Source organism: Bellilinea sp. (genome assembly GCF_053501535.1).
On the sequence record NZ_JBRCOK010000006.1, the window covers coordinates 1 to 20994 of the forward strand.

At 51.5% G+C, this 20994-nt stretch carries 20 protein-coding genes and 1 pseudogene; all 21 read left to right on the forward strand.

All coding sequences use genetic code 11. The annotated features are described in order from the left end of the window. Nucleotides 1-1211 (forward strand): BMP family lipoprotein (locus ACWIZX_RS00350; protein WP_448334444.1); only part of this gene is annotated, 1211 nt, incomplete at its 5' end. A 103-nt stretch (nt 1212-1314) separates the two neighbouring features. After that, nucleotides 1315-2778, forward strand: a complete 1464-nt coding sequence (locus ACWIZX_RS00355; protein WP_448334445.1) for an ABC transporter ATP-binding protein — start codon at nt 1315-1317, stop codon at nt 2776-2778. A gap of 29 nt (nt 2779-2807) precedes the next feature. Further along, complete coding sequence (locus ACWIZX_RS00360; protein WP_448334446.1) at nt 2808-3851, forward strand: ABC transporter permease; 1044 nt, start codon at nt 2808-2810, stop codon at nt 3849-3851. 10 nt (nt 3852-3861) lie between these two features. Then, a complete protein-coding gene (locus tag ACWIZX_RS00365; RefSeq protein WP_322794504.1) occupies nt 3862-4860 on the forward strand; it encodes an ABC transporter permease in 999 nt (332 codons plus the stop codon). Between the two features lie 32 nt (nt 4861-4892). Further along, complete coding sequence (thrC, locus tag ACWIZX_RS00370; RefSeq protein ID WP_322794505.1) at nt 4893-6140, forward strand: threonine synthase; 1248 nt, start codon at nt 4893-4895, stop codon at nt 6138-6140. 40 nt (nt 6141-6180) lie between these two features. Then, nucleotides 6181-7167, forward strand: coding sequence for a glycosyltransferase family 2 protein (locus ACWIZX_RS00375; protein ID WP_322794506.1), 987 nt, complete (start codon nt 6181-6183; stop codon nt 7165-7167). Continuing rightward, nucleotides 7154-8620 carry a pyridoxal-phosphate dependent enzyme gene (locus ACWIZX_RS00380; protein ID WP_448334447.1) on the forward strand — a complete coding sequence of 489 codons (1467 nt, stop codon included), beginning with the start codon at nt 7154-7156 and terminating at the stop codon, nt 8618-8620. The genes ACWIZX_RS00375 and ACWIZX_RS00380 overlap by 14 nt, the downstream gene beginning before the upstream one ends. 147 nt (nt 8621-8767) lie before the next feature. Beyond that, the gene (locus tag ACWIZX_RS00385) at nt 8768-9376 is read left to right on the forward strand and encodes a hypothetical protein (RefSeq protein WP_448334448.1); all 609 of its coding nucleotides are present in this window, start codon (nt 8768-8770) and stop codon (nt 9374-9376) included. A gap of 30 nt (nt 9377-9406) precedes the next feature. Next, entirely contained in the window at nt 9407-10828 is a 1422-nt protein-coding gene (gene hydA, locus ACWIZX_RS00390; protein ID WP_322793114.1) for a dihydropyrimidinase, read from the forward strand. Further along, nucleotides 10828-12423 carry a hypothetical protein gene (locus ACWIZX_RS00395; protein ID WP_322793115.1) on the forward strand — a complete coding sequence of 532 codons (1596 nt, stop codon included), beginning with the start codon at nt 10828-10830 and terminating at the stop codon, nt 12421-12423. Before hydA ends, ACWIZX_RS00395 begins: the two co-directional genes overlap by 1 nt. Nucleotides 12424-12427: 4 nt before the next feature. After that, nucleotides 12428-13003 (forward strand): hypothetical protein, encoded by a 576-nt coding sequence (locus ACWIZX_RS00400; RefSeq protein WP_322793116.1) that lies wholly within the window; start codon nt 12428-12430, stop codon nt 13001-13003. After that, on the forward strand, nt 13000-14403 hold the full coding sequence (locus ACWIZX_RS00405) for a proton-conducting transporter transmembrane domain-containing protein (protein ID WP_448334449.1): 1404 nt from the start codon (nt 13000-13002) through the stop codon (nt 14401-14403). The genes ACWIZX_RS00400 and ACWIZX_RS00405 overlap by 4 nt, the downstream gene beginning before the upstream one ends. An 88-nt stretch (nt 14404-14491) precedes the next feature. Continuing rightward, nucleotides 14492-15670 (forward strand): hypothetical protein, encoded by a 1179-nt coding sequence (locus ACWIZX_RS00410; protein ID WP_448334450.1) that lies wholly within the window; start codon nt 14492-14494, stop codon nt 15668-15670. An 18-nt stretch (nt 15671-15688) separates the two neighbouring features. Further along, on the forward strand, nt 15689-17608 hold the full coding sequence (gene selB, locus ACWIZX_RS00415; protein WP_448334451.1) for a selenocysteine-specific translation elongation factor: 1920 nt from the start codon (nt 15689-15691) through the stop codon (nt 17606-17608). Beyond that, the gene (locus tag ACWIZX_RS00420) at nt 17601-18413 is read left to right on the forward strand and encodes a YhfC family intramembrane metalloprotease (protein WP_448334452.1); all 813 of its coding nucleotides are present in this window, start codon (nt 17601-17603) and stop codon (nt 18411-18413) included. The genes selB and ACWIZX_RS00420 overlap by 8 nt, the downstream gene beginning before the upstream one ends. Nucleotides 18414-18565: 152 nt before the next feature. Then, nucleotides 18566-18883 (forward strand): 50S ribosomal protein L21, encoded by a 318-nt coding sequence (gene rplU, locus ACWIZX_RS00425; RefSeq protein WP_322793121.1) that lies wholly within the window; start codon nt 18566-18568, stop codon nt 18881-18883. A gap of 5 nt (nt 18884-18888) precedes the next feature. Continuing rightward, a complete protein-coding gene (gene rpmA, locus ACWIZX_RS00430) occupies nt 18889-19152 on the forward strand; it encodes a 50S ribosomal protein L27 (RefSeq protein WP_322793122.1) in 264 nt (87 codons plus the stop codon). Nucleotides 19153-19232: 80 nt separating this feature from the next. Next, nucleotides 19233-19442, forward strand: a pseudogene (gene rpmE, locus ACWIZX_RS00435) (50S ribosomal protein L31); the annotation flags it as partial. A gap of 27 nt (nt 19443-19469) precedes the next feature. After that, the gene (locus ACWIZX_RS00440) at nt 19470-19709 is read left to right on the forward strand and encodes a DNA-directed RNA polymerase subunit alpha C-terminal domain-containing protein (RefSeq protein ID WP_236839300.1); all 240 of its coding nucleotides are present in this window, start codon (nt 19470-19472) and stop codon (nt 19707-19709) included. A 125-nt stretch (nt 19710-19834) separates the two neighbouring features. Then, on the forward strand, nt 19835-20407 hold the full coding sequence (locus ACWIZX_RS00445; RefSeq protein WP_322793123.1) for a thymidine kinase: 573 nt from the start codon (nt 19835-19837) through the stop codon (nt 20405-20407). 21 nt (nt 20408-20428) lie between these two features. Beyond that, entirely contained in the window at nt 20429-20986 is a 558-nt protein-coding gene (gene hpt / locus ACWIZX_RS00450) for a hypoxanthine phosphoribosyltransferase (protein WP_322793124.1), read from the forward strand. The last annotated feature ends 8 nt before the right edge of the window (nt 20987-20994 follow it).

Genomic DNA, 20994 nt, shown 5'->3' on the forward strand with positions numbered 1-20994 from the left:
CGCCGACTCAGGCACCCCAGCCTACTCAACCCCCGGCGCAACAACCCACCCAGCCGCCGGCTGAACCGCAGCCAACCCAACCGCCGGCTGAACCAGAAGAATTCATTCTGGGTATGCTGCTGGTTGGTCCTTACAATGACCGAGGTTGGAGTCAGGCACATTACGATGCCGGTTTGTATGTCGAAAAGAAGGTGCCCGGTGTAAAGTTGATTTACATTGACAAAGTCAACCCGGCTGACCGTCCCGGAACCACCTCAGAACAGCTGGCGGAGGATTTGCTTTCAAAGGGCGCAAAGTTGATTATCTTCAACTCGGATGATATGAAAGACGGCGCCATCAACTTTGCCCGCAAGCATCCGGATGTGCCGATCATTCACGCTTCTGGTGATACCTCATGGAAAGAAGGCGTGAATTACATTGAATTCCCCAAATTCGGCAACACGATGGGGAAGATGGAATACGGCAAGATGATCGCCGGTTGTGCGGCTGCGCTGACCACCAAGACCGGCCAAATCGGTTACCTTGGGCCGCTCATCAATGACGAAACCCGCCGGCTGACCGCTTCGGCTTATCTGGGTGCCAAATACTGCTATGAGAAGTATGCCGGCAAAGACCCTGCCGCCTTGAAATTCAAAGTCACCTGGATTGGCTTCTGGTTCAATATCCCTGGCTTCACAGCCGACCCAACTCAGGTGGCGGATGATTTCCTGAACAGCGGCTATGATGTGGTCATTTCCGGTATTGACACCACCGAAGCGCTGGTGCAGGCCAGCAAAGCACGGGCGGCCGGAAAAGAAGTGTGGGCAGTGCCGTATGATTATGAAGGCGCTTGCGCCGAAGCACCGGAAGTGTGTTTAGGTGTTCCGTACTTCAACTGGGGGCCTGCCTACCTGCGGGCTGTTGAACAGGTCAAGGCCGGCACCTTCAAATCCTACTTTGAGTGGCTTGGTCCAGATTGGACGAACATCAACAATCATGATACTTCTGCGGTTGGCTTTGTGTTTGGTGATGCACTCAGCGCAGATGCCAAAGCCAATGTGGAAAAATTCATAGCGGAACTGGCGGGTGGCTTAAACCTGTTTGTCGGTCCGCTGAATTATCAGGACGGCACACCCTTCCTTGCTGAAGGTGAAGTCGCCACCGATCTGCAAATCTGGTATTTGCCGCAATTGCTGGAAGGCATGGAAGGTCAGAGCGTTCCCAGCAACTAACCGTTCATTTTTTGAAAGGAGGGGCTGCCGCACCTGCGGCAGCCCCGTATTGAAAATGTGAGCCAGCCCCGAGGACTTATTGCGTTAGAAAGTTGAATGCTGCATGAAGGTTGAACTGATTCATATCCACAAGCATTTTGGTGCAGTTCATGCAAATAATGATATTACCCTGACGGTTGAATCCGGGAAAATTCAGGGGATTCTGGGTGAAAATGGCGCGGGTAAAAGTACGCTGATGAAAATCCTCTCCGGGTATATTCAAGCCGATTCTGGGGAAATTCGGCTGGATGGTCAACCGGTAAAAATCAACTCTCCTTCGGATGCAATCCGGCTGGGCATTGGTATGCTTCATCAGGATCCGCTGGACTTCCCTCCGATGCGGGTGGTGGATAACCTGCTGATCGGTCATGAAGGTGGTTTGTTCCCCAACCGGCGTGAAGTTGTGCGCGCCTTTAATGATTTACAAAGCCAGTTTGGGTTCAATATAGATCCATATGCTTATGTAGATTCGCTTACCGTAGGGGAACGCCAGCAGCTGGAAATCCTGCGGTTGTTGTGGTTGGGGGCGCGCGTGCTGATTCTGGACGAACCCACGACGGGGATCAGCGCATCCCAGAAGGAAAAACTGTTCGAAACCTTGCGAAAATTAGCCGCACAAGGAATGTCGGTTATTTTCGTGTCGCATAAATTGGAAGATGTCGAATTCCTGTGCGATCGAATTGCGGTTTTCCGAAAAGGTGAACTGGTAGGGGAGGTTGATCCCCCCTATGTTACCGATGAGTTGGTGAAATTGATGTTCGGGCGGGTGATCAGTCTGGAAGAAAAACGCCGTTACGAAACCTGTGATGTGTCCTTCCACCTGGATCATGTCACCATTGAAGATTATCGTTTGCAAATTCGGGATATCAATCTCTCCATGACATGCGGTGAGGTCATTGGTTTGGCTGGCATGGAAGGCTCCGGTCAGGTTCAGTTTTTACGTACCTGTGCGGGTTTAATTCGACCGGTGGCAGGGGAAATCAACCTTGGCGGTAAACGTCTGACCGGCAAGCCGTACCGGGCTTTTCTGGAGGCTGGAATTGCCTATGTGCCTGCCTCCAGGATGGAAGAAGGTTTGATTCCCGGCCTTTCGCTGACCGAACATTTTATTCTGGCAGAGGAACAAAACGGCTTTTTCATTAACTTTGATAAAGCGCTGGCAACCACCCGTCAGCGAATTGAAGATTTCAACATCAAAGGAACTCCGGTCAGTACGGTTGAGTCGCTTTCCGGCGGCAATCAACAACGCGCTCTGCTGGCTATGCTGCGCAACCCGGTTAATTTATTGCTGCTGGAACACCCGACGCGGGGTCTGGATATTGAGTCGGCAATTTGGATTTGGGGAAAATTGAAAGATCGCTGCAAACAGGGAACAAGCATCATCTTTACCTCTGCTGACCTGGAAGAGATTCTTCAATACAGCGATCGAATTCTGGTCTTTTACGGGGGGAAAGTATCTCCCCCGTTGGATGCCGAATCCACTACCGTTGAACAGTTGGGTCAGTTAATCGGCGGAAAAGGTTTCTGAAAACCCATGCATAAGGTGACGGTATGACTATGATGAAGACATCCTCGCGCTGGAGCGGCATCGTTTATCAAACACTGGCGGTGTTGCTGGCGCTGCTGTTTACTACGGTTGTGATGTTGATTTCCGGGGCAGACCCGATTCAGGTTTATCACAACATCATGCTTGGGGCGGTGGGATCGCCAACCAAAATTGCTGATATTCTGGTAGCCTGGACACCTCTTCTGCTGGCTACCGCTGGATTGTTACTGACTTTTACGGCAGGCCTGTGGAACATTGGTATTGAGGGTCAAATCACATTAGGAGCAATTTTTACCACCTGGGCACTGCGCGTCTTACAGCCTACCGACTTGCCACCCACCGCGATTATGCTGATTGGTTTTCTGGCAGGGGCGTTGGGGGGCATGTTTTGGGCCGGGCTGGTAGCCTTACTCAAAATATTCGGCAATGTCAACGAAATTTTTGGCGGTTTGGGTCTGAATTTTGTTGCCACAGCCCTGACAATCTGGCTTATTTTTGGCCCATGGAAACGCCCCGGTGTCGGCTCGATGAGCGGTACTGAGCCGTTTCCACTGGAATTGTGGCTGCCAACGCTGCCGGGGTTTCGCCTCAGCCCTTGGTCACTGGCGCTTGGGATTGTTGCGATTACCCTGGTTTACATTCTATTGCGGGGAACCTATTTTGGGCTGCGTCTGAAGGCGGTGGGTCGTAACGGCAGAGCGGCTTTTTTGATGGGAATACCCACGACCAGATATATGCTGATGGCGTTCCTGTTGTGTGGTATCATGGCCGGACTGGCTGGTGCGACACAGGTTTTGGCCGTTTATCACCGCTTGATCCCCTCGATTTCATCGGGGTATGGCTTTCTGGGTATGATGGTGGCGATGCTGGTCAACTACCAAGCCCTTTGGGCTGCCCCGGTTGCTTTGTTTTTTGCGGCTTTGAATATCGGCAGTATCCAGTTACCAATTGTATTGAAACTGGACTCTTCCCTTTCCGGCGTGTTGCAGGGCTCGCTGGTCTTGTTTGTTTTATTAATGGATGGCGTCCGCCGCCGCCTGACACGTCCTCAATGAGGTCATGGTTATGGATACGCAAATTATCTTGATTGGTCTGGCCGGGGTTTTAGCCTCCTCTGCGCCGATTGTCTTTGCAACCATTGGGGAGACCTTTGCCGAACGCAGCGGTGTCATCAATCTTTCGCTAAACGGGACGATCCTCTTGACTGCTATGGCAGGTTTCGCTGTGGCGGTTAGTACCAACAGCCTCTGGTTAGGATTTCTGGCAGGGGCGTTAATTGGCGGTCTGGTGGCACTGATTGTTGCCTTTAGCAGCATTACCCTCAAGCAATCTCAGGTAGCGGTGGGTTTCATTCTGGCGCTCACCTGCCGGGATTTGGCGTATTATCTGGGAAATCCATTCATGGGGCTGCAGGGGCCGCGCGTTCCTTCTCTGCCGATCCCCGGTCTGGCGGATATTCCGTTGATTGGGGTGATTTTCTTTCAGCAGGATATTCTGGTCTATGCCAGTTTTCTCCTGATCATTGTTTCATATGTGTTTATTTTCAAGACCAGACCGGGGCTGATGCTGCAGGGAATTGGCGAAAAACCGGCGACGGCTTTTGTGCGCGGTGCAAACGTCAATCGGATGCGCTATTTTTACACCGTGCTGGGTGGTATGCTGGCAGGACTGGCAGGACCAATGTTTTCTTTGAGTGTTAAAGCCGGTTGGAAAGGCACCATTTCCGGACTTGACGGGTTCGGCTGGATTGCCCTGGCCCTGACCATTTTTGGCGGCTGGAATCCGCTGCGGGCGGCTTTTGGCGCCTACCTGTTTGGGCTGCTGCAGTGGCTCGGTCTGGTGTTGCAGCCCAGTTTACCCAACATCCCATCCCAGGTGTTGCAGGTGGCCCCCTTCCCGTTGATGATCCTGACTCTTTTGCTGGTCAATATCGGCAATGCCGAGTGGGTGGACCGTACACTGGCTGCTTTGCCGGAGAGAACCCGGAAATGGCTGGCGAATATTTTGCGTTCGCTGCGCACCTCGCCGCCGGCCTCCCTGGGTGTACCGTTTGAGAATGAATAAACAATCAAATTTCTATAAAAGGATGTCAATGTATGAGTGAATTTATCGGCTATCGTTGTTCTTTGTGCAATACAGAGTATGCGCCGGGGCAGGTGACCTATACCTGTCCCAAAGACGGTGGGAATCTGGATGTGGTACTGGACTATGCTGCCATCCGCCAGAAGTATGAGATTAATGATATTGTTTCACGCTCGGATTACTCCCTGTGGCGGTATTTGCCACTCCTGCCGGTCAAAGACCCCGGCGGCGAAGGCACACCGCTGCGCATGGCCGGTTGGACACCCACTTATTACCCGACCCGGCTGGCGGAGAAGTTGGGACTGCGGCATTTATGGATCAAGGACGAAGGTCGCAATCCAACGGCATCCTTCAAAGATCGGGCTTCGTCTGTGGTGGTGGCTCGGGCACGTCAGATTGGGGCTGAGGTGGTGGTGACTGCTTCAACGGGTAACGCCGGGGCAGCGCTGGCGGGAATGGCGGCGGCGGTTAGCCACAAAGCGGTCATTTTTGCCCCAAAGACGGCACCACCTGCCAAAGTAGCCCAGCTGCTGGTATATGGGGCTCAGGTGATACTGGTGGATGGGAATTACGACTCGGCCTTTGACCTGACCATTCAGGCTGCCGAAGAGTTTGGCTGGTACTGCCGCAACACGGGGTATAATCCCTTCACGGCGGAAGGCAAGAAAACAGCTGCTTTTGAAATTTGGGAAAATGTGATTCTCAATCTAAAAAGGGATTTACCTCCGCTGGCAGTATTTGTTTCGGTAGGTGATGGCAATATCATCTCCGGCCTGCATAAAGGCTTTAAGGATTTACATGCCCTCGGCTGGCTGGAAAAAATGCCGCGTATTTTTGGCATCCAATCCGAAAAGTCGGCAGCCGTTGCCAATGCCTTTTTCAAAGGAACGGAAGTGATTGAACCGGTGCAGGCTACCACCATTGCCGACAGCATCTCCGTAGATTTGCCGCGCGATGGGGTTCGGGCAGTTCGGGCAGCCCGCCAGACCGGTGGAGAATATCTCACTGTTTCGGATGAGGAAATCATTGCCGGTATTGGTGAACTGGGACCGCTGGGAATTTTTGCCGAGCCGGCCGGCTCGACTGCCTATGTGGGTTTGAAAAAAGCAATTGCATTGGGAAAGATAACACCGGAAGACCCGGTGCTGGTCATCAACACCGGCAGCGGCTTGAAGGACATCCGCGCTGCTATGCAAGCGGTGCCGGCTGCACCAGTGATTGAACCGAGCATGAGCGCGTTGAAAAAGCATCTTGGAATTTGAAGATCAACTCTTTAAGAAAAGAGGTGACGAACAATCACAAATGACTGAAAAACCTGTTTTTTCAATCATCGTACCCGTTTACAACGAAGCCAGCTGCCTGCATGAGCTGTATCGCCGCATGGTGGAGGTGATGGACAGAACCGGTAAACCGTGGGAACTGGTGTTGGTCAATGACGGGTCGGTGGATGAATCGCCTCAAATCATCCGTGAGCTGGCCAAAGCAGACCCGCGTGTAAGACCGGTCATGTTTGCGCGTAATTTCGGACATCAAATTGCGGTGACGGCCGGGCTGGATTATTCACGGGGCGATGCGGTGGTCATCATTGATGCTGACCTGCAAGACCCGCCGGAAGTCATTCTGGATTTGATTGAAAAATGGCGCGAAGGCTATGAGGTGGTTTATGCCGTGCGCGCTGAGAGGGAAGGGGAGTCTTTCTTCAAGAAATTCACTGCTTCACTCTTTTACCGACTGATTGCCCGAATCACCGATGTGGACATCCCAATGGATGCCGGCGATTTCCGGTTAATGGACCGTAAGGTGGTCAATGTGCTGAATTCGATGCGCGAACATCACCGCTTTTTGCGGGGAATGTCAGCCTGGGTGGGCTTTCGTCAGACTGGCGTACTGTACCGCCGTGCGCCGCGTTTTGCCGGTGAGACCAAGTATCCGCTGCGCAAGATGCTGCGTTTGGCGCTGACCGCCATTACCGGCTTTTCGTATTTTCCGCTGCAATTAGCAACCTATCTGGGTTTCATTGCAGCCGGGTTAGCCATTTTAGCCATTCCGGTGGTCATCATCCTGCGCTCCATTCAGGCTCAGGCATTTTTTGGGCAAGCCACCACCTTGATAGCCGTACTGTTCTTCGGGGGCGTTCAATTGATTTGCCTGGGTATTTTAGGCGAATACATTGGACGGATTTATGATGAAGCAAAAAACCGGCCGCTGTACATTGTCAGTGAAAGCCCGGAAGATTTTGAGAAAAAATTACAACTACAAAAAGAGGAGAAAACGAATGGCAACTATTGATTTAACCGTAATTCCAGAACGGAGAGAACGTGCGCTGCGCCGGGTAAAGGAACGCAACATCATCATCCCGACCTTTGCCCAAATGAAAAACCCCAATCTGATTCCCGATTCCATCAAAGAAGAATTGCGGAACATCGGCTTATGGGATGTGCATCCCCGCAACCTTTTCCGAATCACCTGGAAAAACGAACCGAAACCGTTTGGCGGGTTGTTCGGGGGCGTCAATTTCATCGAACTGCCTTCCAGCCTGACCGGTGTGCCAGCGCGCCTGATTGGTTTGGTGGGCAAGTGGTTCCCCACCGGTGCGCATAAGGTGGGAGCCGCCTTTGGCTGCCTGGTACCGCGGCTGGTCACCGGACAATTCGATCCCACCACCCAAAAGGCAGTGTGGCCTTCAACCGGTAATTACTGCCGTGGCGGCGCTTATGACTCGGCCTTGCTGGCTTGCCAGTCCATTGCCATTTTGCCGGAAGGAATGAGCAAGGAGCGTTTTGAATGGCTTTCCAAAATCGCAGGTGAAGTGATTGCCACCCCCGGCTCGGAGTCGAATGTCAAAGAAATTTTCGACAAGTGCTGGGAACTGCGCCGCTCGGGTGAAGATTTGATGATTTTCAATCAGTTTGAAGAATTTGGCAACTACCTGTGGCACTATGAGGTAACCGGTCACGCCATGGAAGAAGTTCTGCAGCAGGTAATGGGGCCGCGTGACAACTACCGCGGCGTAGCCCTGACTACCGGTTCGGCCGGGACGATCGCCTGCGGCGATTACATGAAACAGATTTTCCCGCGCAGTGTGATCGTTGCCAGTGAGGCTTTGCAATGCCCCACCCTGCTGGAAAACGGCTTTGGCTCTCACCGCATTGAGGGCATCGGCGATAAACACGTCCCGTGGATTCATAATGTCAAGAATACCGATATGGTTGTTGCCATTGATGACAATTCGGTGGTCAATTTGCTGCGGTTGTTCAATGAGCCGGCCGGACGTGAGTATCTGGTCAAGAAGGGTGTACCAGCCGAACTGGTGCAGCAACTCGATTTGTTCGGTTTCTCCGGCATTGCCAACATGCTTTCTGCCATCAAAGCCGCAAAATACTACGAGATGGGCGAAAACGACATCATGTTGTTCGTGATGACCGACTCGATGGAACTCTATTCCAGCCGAATTCAGGAATACCGCGAACAATTTGGCGAATTTACCCCGTTTGATGCCGCTGAGGCCTTTGCCCGTGATCTGCACGGCGAAACAACCGATCATCTGATTGAGTTGACCTACGCAGACCGCCGCCGCGTTCACAACCTCAAATACTATACCTGGGTGGAACAGCAGGGCAAGACTTACGAAGAAATTCTGGCGCAATGGTACGATCCCAATTACTGGACGGATATCCAGAAACAGGTGCCGGAAATTGACGCGTTGATTACCGAATTCAACGAACGCGCCGGTTTGCTGTAGCCCCTATTTTGCATTTGTCAGAGCAGGGGAGGGTGAATAGATACCATCCTCCCCTGCTTTATGCAATTTTTCAAGGAAAGCTGCCGGAGGGAGGCACCCAGCAATTCGATTAACTTTCGGCTATAATACGATTACCGGATGTCACGAGTGTATTCCCCGCTTCGTTCAATTGTCGGTGATGAAGCCATCATTCTGGTGGCGGTTCTTCCGCATCCCCGCGATCTGGAAATTGCCCGAGTTTTGGGGTGGTACCGTATTCCCTTGCGTTCATCGCCCAAAGTAATGAGTGTGGATTTTCTGGCCTTTTATCAGACGGCGGCCTTTGGTGAAGAAGAACGCTGGGGAGTTCATTACATTGCCGCAGTGCGTGGGCATGAGCTGACCACCCGGGCGGAATTGCTGAGGCATGAAGCCGATCACCCGCGCGCGCATGAGGAATATTACAAAATTCAACTGGGCGAATTGCAGAAGGTTGTACCGCCCATTCCTGCCAGCCACTGGCGGCGATTGACATTCCTTTACACAACCGGAGAGCGATTGAATCGTGCCTCAACACTGGAGGATTTGGTGGTCCGTGATGAAGAACGGCAGATTTTATGGCGTGGATTGCGCGAACGAGCGCTTCATCAGCAATCTTATTCTCCCCAGCAATTGCCAGAGCAGTTAGACGGGCTGGATGTGTTGCTTCTTTCGATGTTGGGGAAAGGCATCTCTTTGCTTGAATCCGCTGACGAGTATGTGACCGGCGATGATTAGTTTGTTGGGACAGGCAAGAAGGAGGTATGGATGAAAACACTCTTGAAAGGCGGTACGCTGGTAACTGCATCCGAGATGTTTCGGGCAGATATTTTGATCGAGGACGAAAAAATCGCCTTGATTGGGTTAGATTTAGCCGTCGCTGAAGACACTATGGTTTTGGATGTCAGCAACCGCTTGATTCTGCCGGGCGGGGTTGATCCCCACACCCACTTTGATTTGCCCATGTTTGGAACGGTTTCTTCGGATGATCATTACACCGGTCATAAGGCGGCTGCGTTTGGCGGTACTACGACCGTCATTGATTTTGTCCCCTTGGAAAACAGCGGAATTGAAAAAAGCATTGCGCTGTGGCGGGAAAAAGCCGATCCCAAAGCAGCCATTGACTTCAGTTTTCACATGAACATCAGTCGCTTTGATGAGCAAATTGAAGCAGAAATGGCTCAACTGACCGGGATGGGAATAACCTCAGTAAAGGTTTTCAGCGCGTATAACAACCGCCTGCGTCTTTCGGACGAAAACATTTTTCGCGTCATGCGTGTTGCAAAAAAGTATGGTTTGTTGACCATGCTTCATGCCGAAAATGGTGATGTAATCGAGTTGTTGATTGCTGAAGCGCTGGCTGCCGGGCATACAACGCCTGAGTGGCACGCGCTGACCCGCCCGGCCTGGACGGCAGTAGAAGCAGTCCTGCGCGGTGCAGCCCTGGCGGCTATGGCAGAGGCGCCGCTTTACATCGTTCACATGAATGCTGCCGGTGAAGTGGATCAACTGGCTTACGCACGCTCCAAAAGCTTGCCGGTGATGGGGGAAACCTGTCCTCAATATCTGTTCTTTACCATTGACCATTTGCGGCGTCCGGATGGGGCGAAGTGGGTGTGTTCCCCTCCCATGCGCAGCAAGGAGGATAACGAACGACTCTGGCAGGGACTCGAAAGCGGTATCATACAGGTGGTTGGAACCGATCATTGTCCATTTTTCTACGATGGTAGCAAGCCGATCCTTTATGAAGGGAAGCCGATTGCCATACCGGGTAAGGAGCTGGGGAAGGATGATTTCACGAAAATTCCCAATGGTCTGCCGGCGGTAGGCGACCGTTTGCCTGTGCTTTGGAGTGAAGGGGTAGTCAAAGGCCGGCTGAGCCCTTCCCAATTTGTTGCTTTGACCAGCACCAACCCGGCCAGGATTTTTGGTTTATATCCCCGCAAGGGCAGCTTAACCCCGGGAGCGGATGCGGATATTGTGGTTTGGGATGCGGAGCGGGTTGTAACCTACGGAGTTGACCAATCCCACCATCGAACGGACTACAACCTGTTTGAAGGTTGGACTTTGACCGGCTTTCCTGAAAAGGTCTTCCTGCGCGGAAACTTGATTGTGGATGGCAAGCAGTGGCTGGGTAGCGCTGGTATGGGGCGTTTTATCCAGCGCAATTCTCATAATCCGGTTCTCTGATGATGTTAACCCTTGCGCCGGTTTTGGTGCTATTGCTGCTGGCCGGGGTGATCTTTACCCTGTTCTGGAGTGAACGAGGTAAACGCTATGCCTGGTTGATTTCGATTATCGGGTTGAATCTCATCTGGCTTGGTTTGTTTGCTTTGCACTGGTTTCAACCAGCGGAAGCAGCCTTTCCGGCCTGGCGACCCTTTGAGCCTCTCACAGCAGATCAGCTTGTTTTTCGGTGGGATGCAGGCGGGTGGGTGTATGCCGTATGTCTGGTGGGTTTGCTGCTGGCAGTTGTGTTGACCGCTCCGGTCCGGTTTAAATATAACAGCAACCCCCTTTCGTGGTCGGCAGCCATCACTTTCACGGCAGTTGGATTACTTTCGGTTCTCAGCGGCACGCCGCTTGCACTGGCCATCTCGTGGACTTTGCTGGATGTTGTGGAAGTGGTGTATGTGTTGTTGATCATTCGTGATTATCGCTACCGCCGCGAAGTGCTGACCTCGTTTGCATTACGTTTGTTTTCGATTGGACTTTTGCTTGCTGTGATCATTCTGGGGCGCCAGGCCGGTTCCGGTTTCACTTTCGAATCGGCACTTGCTCAGGATTTGGTGGTGTTGATTGCTGCCGTAATTCTGCGGCTGGGGGTTCTGCCGCTAAGTTTGAAGTATGAAACCCAATTACCCCTCCAAAACGGATTGACCAGCCTGATGCGCATCGTCGGGCAGATCAGCGGGCTGGCTTTATTGACCAAACTGCCAGCCGGTTTAAGGGTGGTGGACTCCAGCCCCCTTGTAGTGGGCGGGATTGTGCTGCTCACTTTGTATGGAGTGTTGATGTGGCTTTTGGCGGAAAATGAAATTGGCGGACGATCATTTTTTGGGTTGTTTTTCAGCGGGCTGGCAATCTTATCTGCCCTGAATGGAAATGCTCCGCTTTCAGCAGTGTGGGGAGTGGCACTGATTTGTTGGGGCGGAATGATTTTTCTCTACACCGTTCGCAGTCGGCGGTTGATGCTTCTGATGGCGGCCGCCTTGCTGAGTTTTAGCGGTTTGCCGTTTACCATCCTTTCTGCGGGATGGCTGGCTGTGGCAGTGAACGCCGGATGGGTCATCTTGCTGGCGGGCATGTGGATCATGCTGATCGCCGGTTTTGTGCGGCTTGTATTTCAGGAAAGAGAATCTAGCAGTACTTTCGAGCCTTATATCGTGACCACGTACACACTCGGCTTGGCTGTTTTGTTGCTCTCGGGCTGGCTGAGTGTATTTTTAGGGGTGGAGCAGGGTTTGCGGCTGGGTACATGGTGGGGATCCCTGGTGGTATTTGGCGCCAGTGTTTTCCTTATTCAGACTGCGCTTCGTCGAAAACAGGTTGAGGAAATCTCCTCTCCCCAGTCGGCGTGGTTGCAAAATGTGATTCGCCGATCTACGGATGCCATCAGCGCCTTTCTCCGCTTGAACTGGTTGTATGCGGTCTTACGCTCCGTCTTTCATACGGTACAGGGATTCACTCGGCTGTTGACGGTTCTCTTTGAGGGTGAAGGCGGCGTGCTCTGGTCGGTTTTGTTACTGGTTCTGCTGATTTCAATTTTTGGGGGAGTGCGCTAAAAGAATGAGCCTTCAAACGATACCGATCATCCTGTTGATTTTGAGCAGTTTTTTCCTGGTTTTGTTTTTAGGCTGGCGATATGCCTTGCTTGCGCTTGCCCTTCAGTATGTGGGGGTCTTCTGGCTGATTGCTCAAACATTACCGATTGGACTTGCAGCAGTGAAGCTGATTGTGGGCTGGATGGCGGGGGCGGTCTTAGCCGCTTCTCAACTTAATCTTGGCGAAGAGTTACCCGTCAGCGACCTGGCGGGACGGATTTTTCGGGGTTTCGTCATGATTTTTGGCATCATTGTGGCCTTCTCCATTCTTCCAGCCGCTGAACAGTGGATTCCGGTTGAACATTCATTATTAACCGGTGGATTGATTTTGCTTATTTCTGGTTTGATTCAACTGGGGTTGACGGGCAATCCATTTCGCCTCAGCATTGGGTTGCTGACCTTCCTGGCAGGGTTTGAGATGATTTATGCTGGTCTGGTCAGTTCGGTATTGGTAGTGGGTTTGCTCGGTCTGATTAACCTGGGTGTGGGGTTAGCCGGTTCTTATTTCATTTTATCTCCCAGTCTGGAGGAGTCGAATTGACCGCGCCGATCATCTGGATCGTTATTCCAGTGGGCATGGGGTTAATCCTGTGGTTGCTGCGCCACCGGCGGTGGATTTCTGGCGGGATTGCCGTCGGCCTTTCGGCTTTACTGGCGGTGTTGGCTGCGGCTTTACCAATTGGAGAAACCATACGATTGGGTGGTGTTCAGTTTGAACTGGGGGAGAGCCTGTTTGTGCTCGGGCGAAGTTTTAACCTGACCAACAATGAGCGTCCGTTTCTGGTTTTGATTTTTACAACCTGTGCAGTATGGTTTGCCGGCGCGATGGTCCTCAAGCAGCACCGCTTGTTTGCGCCGTTTGGGCTGATGGTTGTTGCGGCATTGGTGGGCGCGCTGGCTGTCCAACCGTTTTTGTACGCAGCATTGCTGGTTGAACTGGCTGTTTTATTAAGCATTCCTGTGCTGGTGCCGCCCGGTGAAGTTGTTCAACGGGGGGTGCAGCGTTTTCTAATCTTTCAAACGTTGGGAATGCCGTTTATTTTGCTGGCGGGGTGGGTTTTCGGCAGTGGAGACCTTTTACAAGTTGACCCGGCAATCCTGCCGCGGGCTGCCGTAATTTTGGGTCTTGGATTTGCCCTGTGGCTGGCCGTCTTCCCTTTTTACTTCTGGGTGCCGCAACTTACCCATCAGACTCATCCTTATTCGGCCGGCTTCGTTTTGAGTCTGCTGCCGGTTTCCATCCTGATGCTCGGTCTGGATTTTGTCAGTCAGGTTGGCTGGTTGCGAGCCTCGCCGCTCATGTTTCTGATTATTCAACTGACCGGTCTCCTGATGATGGTTACCGCCGGTGTGTGGGCAGCGTTTCAGGATGAAATTAGCCGTTTATTCGGTTATGCGGTAATTCTGGAAAGCGGTTATGCCTTATTAACCATTGGGCTGAACAACCTGCCCGGATACATGATGTTTGCAGCCGGCTTGCTGCCGCGTTTGCTGGGTCTGTTTGTTCTGGCACTGGCGTTGGGCGTGTTGAAGAACCGCGCTCAACCGACTGATTTTGATCACATGCAGGGAATTTTTCAGCGTTTCCCGGTTGCGATTATTGCATTGGTTTTGGCGCTGTTCTCGATTAGCGGGATGCCCTTGCTGGCTGGTTTTCCAGTACGGCTTGAGTCTTTGGAATTACTTGCCTCACAACAGCCATTGTTGATTGGGTGGGTTTTGCTGGGTAATTTTGGCTTTTTGATGGGTGTCATTCGAGTGTTGCTGCATGTTGTTCGGTTGGGGGATGCGGCGGAAGAAAACCTCGAAAGCCTGCCAGAGCGGGCGATTCTGGTGGGCGGCATGTTGTTTCTATTTTTATTCGGCATATTTCCGGGAGTATTTTATCAATCCGTCATTTTCATCCTGCGGGTTGCACCGGCATTGTTGTCAGCCCGTTGAGTGGAATTCGATATAATAAGGTCATCCATAAGTTTTGAATTTACCAGAGTTTTCAAGCTGATTTCTGGAAGGAGAGGATTGATTTTCCATGGATAACGAACAACTGGAAAAACGTTTGGAATGGCTGGAAGATGAACGCCGTAAAGACAAATTACTGGTAGCCACTTTGCAGGATCGCATTGCGAATTTGGAAGAAAAAACCCAGCCAATTGACCAACGCTTCAAGGAGTTGGAAGGGGAAGTGACCCGTATTGCAACCTCTCTCTTGCGGTTCAATCAAATTGAGACGGCCATGGCGCAAATGCGGCAGGAGCTTTCCCGCATGATTCAGGACATTGAAAAGCAGCGCTCCGAGAAAGAACGGGAGATTGAGAAAATCCGACTTGCAGACAATGAGTCGGTGAACCGCTCGTTGGGTGAAATTCGCAAGACACTGGAAGTTCTACCCGAAATCCGCAAAACCTTACAGGCTCGAGCCGAGGGAGAAAACCGACTTGGCAGGGAAATTGAAGAGTTGGAGCAGAAAATCCTGCTTATCCGCCGGGCGGACGATGAATATAAACGCCAAATTAAATTACTGGAAGAAAGTCAGAGGCAGGATGCCAAGCGGTTAACCGACCTGCAAGGTGAGGTGACTGCCCTGCGCAAACGACAGGAAGAACAACGTGGCAAAATTGATTTGAATGCCGATTCGGTACGGAAAATTGAAACGCGGATCAGCGAGCTGACTGCGGCTGAAAGTGAACGCCGCCAGAGTCAGATTGCGTTCATGGAAAAGCAAAACATGCTGGCCATAGAAAGGGAGCGGGTCTGGAAAGATTGGCAGGTGCGCTTTGAGCAAATTGAAGCACAATCCAGCAATCTGGATAATCAGCTGCAATCTCTGGAATCTACTCAACGAGCGGTCAAACGTGCACAGGAGGCATTTGAAGAGATTACCAACCGCTTTGAAAGACGCATCAATGAAATTACCGAGATGCAGCGTTTGGTGGAAGATCGTTTTCGGCAGGAATGGGTTTCGTTCAAAGCGGATGACCAGAAACGCTGGACAAATTACACGCTGGCACAGGAAGAGCAGCAACGCGAATTACTCCGCTCGGTCGGGAAACTGGAAGAACGCCTGATGCTGCTGGAAGACCTGATCCAGGAAATTCAGGACTTTTCCCATCAAATTACCGAAGAAACGACCAGTCGGTTGCAATCCTTGCTTGCGCTGGTACGCAACTGGAATGAGGAGCAGGAAAAGGCAATCAGTCGTAAGCGTTGATTGTGGTGGAGACCCATCATGTATGTCATTGGCACTGCCGGTCATGTTGATCATGGTAAGTCCACCCTGATTGAAGCGTTGACCGGTATACACCCCGACCGCCTCAAAGAAGAAAAACTTCGCGAGATGACCATTGATTTGGGCTTTGCCTGGCTGGAACTGCCTGGCGGGCTGGAAGTCGGCATTGTGGATGTGCCGGGTCATCGCGATTTTATCGAAAATATGCTGGCAGGCGTAGGGGGAATTGACGCAGTATTGTTTGTCATTGCGGCCGATGAAGGGGTTATGCCGCAAACCCGTGAACACTTGCTCATCCTTGATATTCTTCAAATTCAGCGCGGGGTAATTGCCCTCACTAAAATAGATCTGGTTGAGGATGCTGAATGGCTCAGCCTGGTTGAGAGTGATATTCAACATGCAGTTGAAAACACTTGCCTGGCGGGAACAGCAATTGTTCCCGTTTCAGCGAGGACAGGGAAGGGGCTGCCCGAACTTAAACAAGCCATTTACCAGTGCTTACAGAAAACCCCACAGAAAATTGATCTTGGCCGTCCGCGTTTGCCGGTTGACCGGGTGTTTACCCTGACCGGTTTTGGAACGGTGGTGACTGGTACGCTGCAAGACGGAACGCTAAAAGTTGGAGATGAGATTGAGGTGTTGCCTCGCGGTGTGCGAGGCCGCATTCGTGGTTTGCAATCGCATAAACGTAAAGAAGAAATTGTTGGACCGGGACGGAGAACTGCTGTGAATATCAGCGGAATCAACGCCGACCAAATTCAGCGAGGTGATGTCATTTCTCTACCCGGCCTGTATGCGCCCACCCAAAGAGTAGATGCGACCCTCAAAATTGCTGGAGGGGTGGAAATTCCGATACAACACAACATGGAGGTCAAATTTTTCCACGCTACCAGTGAGGTAATCGGGCGGCTGCGTTTGTTGGGCAGCGAACAGTTAAAGAGCGGTGATGAGGGTTGGGTGCAGATTGAATTTCGTCAGCCGGTTGTGGTGGTCAACGGTGATCGTTATATCGTGCGGCGACCCTCACCACCCGAAACACTGGGCGGCGGAACGATTTTGGAAACAAATTCGCCGCGCCGTTATAAACGTTTTGCCCCCGATGTATTGGAGAGATTGAAAAGCCTGAGCACGGGTGATCCGCTGCAAGTTTTGCTTCACACGATTCAAAGTGTGCGATTTATTTCCGACAAAGAGGTTTTGCAAGCTGCGCGGTTGGATCCCCTTCTGGGAAGTGAAGCGCTTGAAAAACTACTGACCATCGGGCAGGTTGTGGTGATTGGTGAAGAAAGTAATCGTTCCGGGTTAATGCGATGGCTGACAACCCGAAACATTTTTGACCACGAGCGGGAACGAATTGTCATTATCGTTAAAGAATTTCACCAAAAATTTCCGCTCAGGCAGGGTATCCCGCGTGAAGCGCTCAAAAACCGTGCCGGTTTAACTCCCAAAGCCTTTCAATTTCTCTATCAGGGCTTGCTGGACGAAAACCGCTTGCTGGAAGAGAATCTGATCGTTCGACTTCCAGAGCATACCATTCAATTTTCACCTCAACAGGAACGCCTGGTCAGTCGTCTGATGAATGAATTTTCAGATTCCCCGTATAGCCCCCCTTCGGTTCGGGATTGTGTGGACATGATCGGGGAGGATGTCTTTCAGGCGCTGGTGGAACGCGGCGATTTAATTCAAGTTGCCAGCGATGTGGTGTTCCTTGCGTCCACTTATCAGGAAATGCTAACCGAGGTTAAGAACTGGATCCAGCAGCACGGTTCAATCACGGTAGCCCAATTCCGAGACCGTTTTTCCACCAGCCGAAAGTTTGCACTGGCCTTTTTGGAATATCTGGATCAACGCCGTATCACCGTGCGGGAGGGAGACGCCCGAAAATTGCTCCAACAGGAATTGAGAGGAAACCATGGTTAATCCTTTGAGCATTGCTGCCATGCTGGTTTCTACGCTGGTTGTTTTTGCCCTGCCGATGATATTGGGGGTCATCTTTCTTCGTCGGTGGGGAGCTTCGCCATTGGCGGTTGGGGTTGGGGTGCTGGGATTTCTCGTCCCACAGGTTTTGATTCGCATTCCTGCGCTCCAATGGCTCAACCAGCAGCCTTTTTATCAGGAACTGGCTGCTCAGCCGTGGTTTTTAGCGCTCTTTCTCAGTCTGACCGCCGGTTTATTTGAGGAAACGGGGCGGTGGATTGGTTATCGGTATCTGCTGAAAAATCGTTTAGAGTTCAAAAATGCACTTGCATATGGGGTTGGTCACGGGGGATTTGAAGCCATTTTTCTGGTTGGCCTGGGTTATCTCAACCTGATCATTTTCAGTTTTATGATCAATAATGGTACGTTTGACTCGCTGGCAGCACCGCAATTGGGTCTGGCCGCAGAAGAAATTCGCACGCAACTGATTTCCACACCATCCTATCTGTACCTTGTGGGTGGATTGGAGCGGGTATTTGCAATAGCGGTTCAATTGGGTTTATCCGTACTGGTGTTTTATTCGGTGAAGAGGCAAGAAGCGCGTTTGTACTGGCTGGCGGTGCTGCTGCACATGCTGGTTAATTTACCTGCCGTGTTGCTGGTTTCAGCAGGGGTTGGGATTGTGTGGATTGAATTATGGGTTGCAATTTGTGCCGCTGTGGCAGTCTGGTATGTGATTCGCAGCCAGAGGCAAGAAAAACAACACGCTGTTTTGGCAGGTTCGGCAGAAATGAGCCAAAATGGTTGACATTCAACCCGACCAAGCGTATAATAATGCCCGCAAAAGCCCCGGCTGAAGTTGCGCTGGGGCGAAAAACTGTACCCCAACTTACCCGTCCATCGGCGTAATTAACATAAGGCGCAGGTGAGGCGGCGAAGTGAAGATTGGAGACGAAAACGATGAAGTACGCTATTGTGGAAAGTGGCGGCAAGCAATACAAAGCCGTCGAAGGCTCAGCGATTGAAGTGGATCTGCTGAGAAAACAACCCGGTGAACCGGTAACGCTGGAAACCGTGTTGCTTGTTGTCGAGGACGACAAAGTTCTGGTTGGCACGCCGACTGTAAAAGGTGCTCAGGTAAAGACAACCGTGGAAGAGCACATCAAAGGCAAGAAAATTGTTGTCTTTAAGTATCGTCCCAAAAAACGCATCCGCGTTAAGACGGGGCATCGCCAGAAATATACCCGGTTGAAGGTTGATTCTATTCTTGTGGAGTAAGCGCAATGGCACATAAAAAAGGTGGTGGTTCCAGTCGAAATGGACGTGATAGCAATGCGCAGCGCCTTGGCGTAAAGCGCTTTGCTGGTCAGGTAGTTCTCTCCGGTAACATTCTAGTGCGCCAGCGCGGAACACGGATCAAACCCGGCTTGAATGTCGGCATTGGTAAAGACGATACTCTCTTCGCTACCACGGATGGGGTGGTGGTTTATGAAACTTTACCCAATGGGCGCAAGCGTGTCAGCGTGATGCCGGTTGAGGCTGAATAACGAATTCAACGCTCTTGCATCGCGGAACATCTGGTTTCTGTCGAGGGCAAGGGAATTTTACACAGAAAGGTGAGACGAAAATGAAGAAGGGTATTCACCCGACTTATTATCCGGATGCTTTGGTAATTTGCGCCTGCGGCAATACCTGGCGGACTGGCTCAACCCGCAAGGAAATCCGCACCGAGGTGTGTTCCAAATGCCACCCATTCTTTACCGGCCAGCAGCAGCGTATCCTTGACATGGAAGGACAGGTTGACCGCTTCTACAAGCGTTTGCAGGCCCGGCAGGAATTTGTTGATACTCAGAAAGCGCGTGAGATGGCACGCACTTCGCCTGCCCGCCCGGTTGCAGAACTGGAATTGGGTAACCGACCGACCGAGGCATTGATCAAAGCCGGTTTGACCACGGTTGGTCAGGTGCTGGAACGGCTTGCAGAGGGCGAAGCCTCCCTGTTGGCAGTAGAAGGTTTTGGCCGCAAATCGTTAATTGATTTGAAGAAACGCCTGCGCCAGCTGGGTTACGAATTGCCGGCCGCCGCCGAAGATATTGTAGTCTAAACTTTTACTGGAAAAGAATTGGTCAGCCTCGCAAGGGGCTGATTTTTTTTAATAAAAGCCACTGCTTTCCCGCAGAGAAGATGGAGTAAAATCAGAATATCCCATCCTTTCCCATTGAGGAGTTCATGATACACCATTCAGGCTCTATCGAAGTCATCACAGGTTCAATGTTCAGCGGTAAAACCGATGAAATGATTCGCCGTTTGCGGCGGGCAACGATTGCCCGGCAGAAGGTTCAGGTTTTCAAGCCGGTGATTGACAATCGCTATCACGCCGAACAGGTTACTTCTCACGCGGGAACGGCCTTCAATGCCATTCCCATTCAGCGGGCGGCGCAAATTCTTGAATTGCTGGAAGAGAATACAACGGTTGTGGCGGTGGATGAAGCCCAATTTTTTGATGCGGAAATCATTCCAATTGTTCAGCAAATGGCCGACCGAGGTATTCGCGTCATTGTTGCCGGTTTAGACACTGATTTTCGAGGTGAACCATTTGGTTGTATGCCGGTACTGATGGCAATTGCCGAAAAAGTAGATAAACTCCAGGCAATTTGTATGGTGTGCGGAGAACCGGCTTGCCGAACGCAGCGGTTGGTCAATGGAAAACCGGCGCGTTATGATGATCCGGTCATTATTGTCGGCGCGTCTGAAATGTATGAAGCCCGCTGCCGCCAGCATCATGAAGTGCCTCGCGGGTGATTGCATTCATAGGAGGAAGCCATGCGGGATTATAAAGATTTTCTGGCAGAGGTGTTGATTGAGGAAGATGCGCTGAAGAAGCGCGTTGCCGAGTTAGGTGCACTCATCAGTCATGATTACCGTGAATCGGATGCTTTGGTTTTAATCTGTATCTTGCGGGGCGGCGTTCTTTTCCTCAGCGATTTAATTCGCCACATTACCGTTCCACATGCGGTTGAGTTTATGGCGGTTTCCTCGTATGGCAGTGGAAAACGCGAATCAACTGGTCAGGTGCGCATTACCCTTGACCTGAACATGAACATCCATGATAAGGATGTCATCCTGGTCGAAGATATTATTGACAGCGGCAGAACCCTGGCTTCTGTGCTGGATTTGCTTTCTGCCAGAAAACCGCGTAGTTTGTGCGTATGCACCCTGCTGGATAAGAGCGAACGGCGGGAAGTGTATGTTCCTTTGCGCTATGTCGGCTTTTCCATTCCCAATAAATTTGTTTTTGGGTATGGACTCGACCTGGATGAACTGTACCGCAATCTGCCGTTTGTCGGTGTGGTAGATGAATCCCGCTATCGTGAGGGATGAACTTTTTC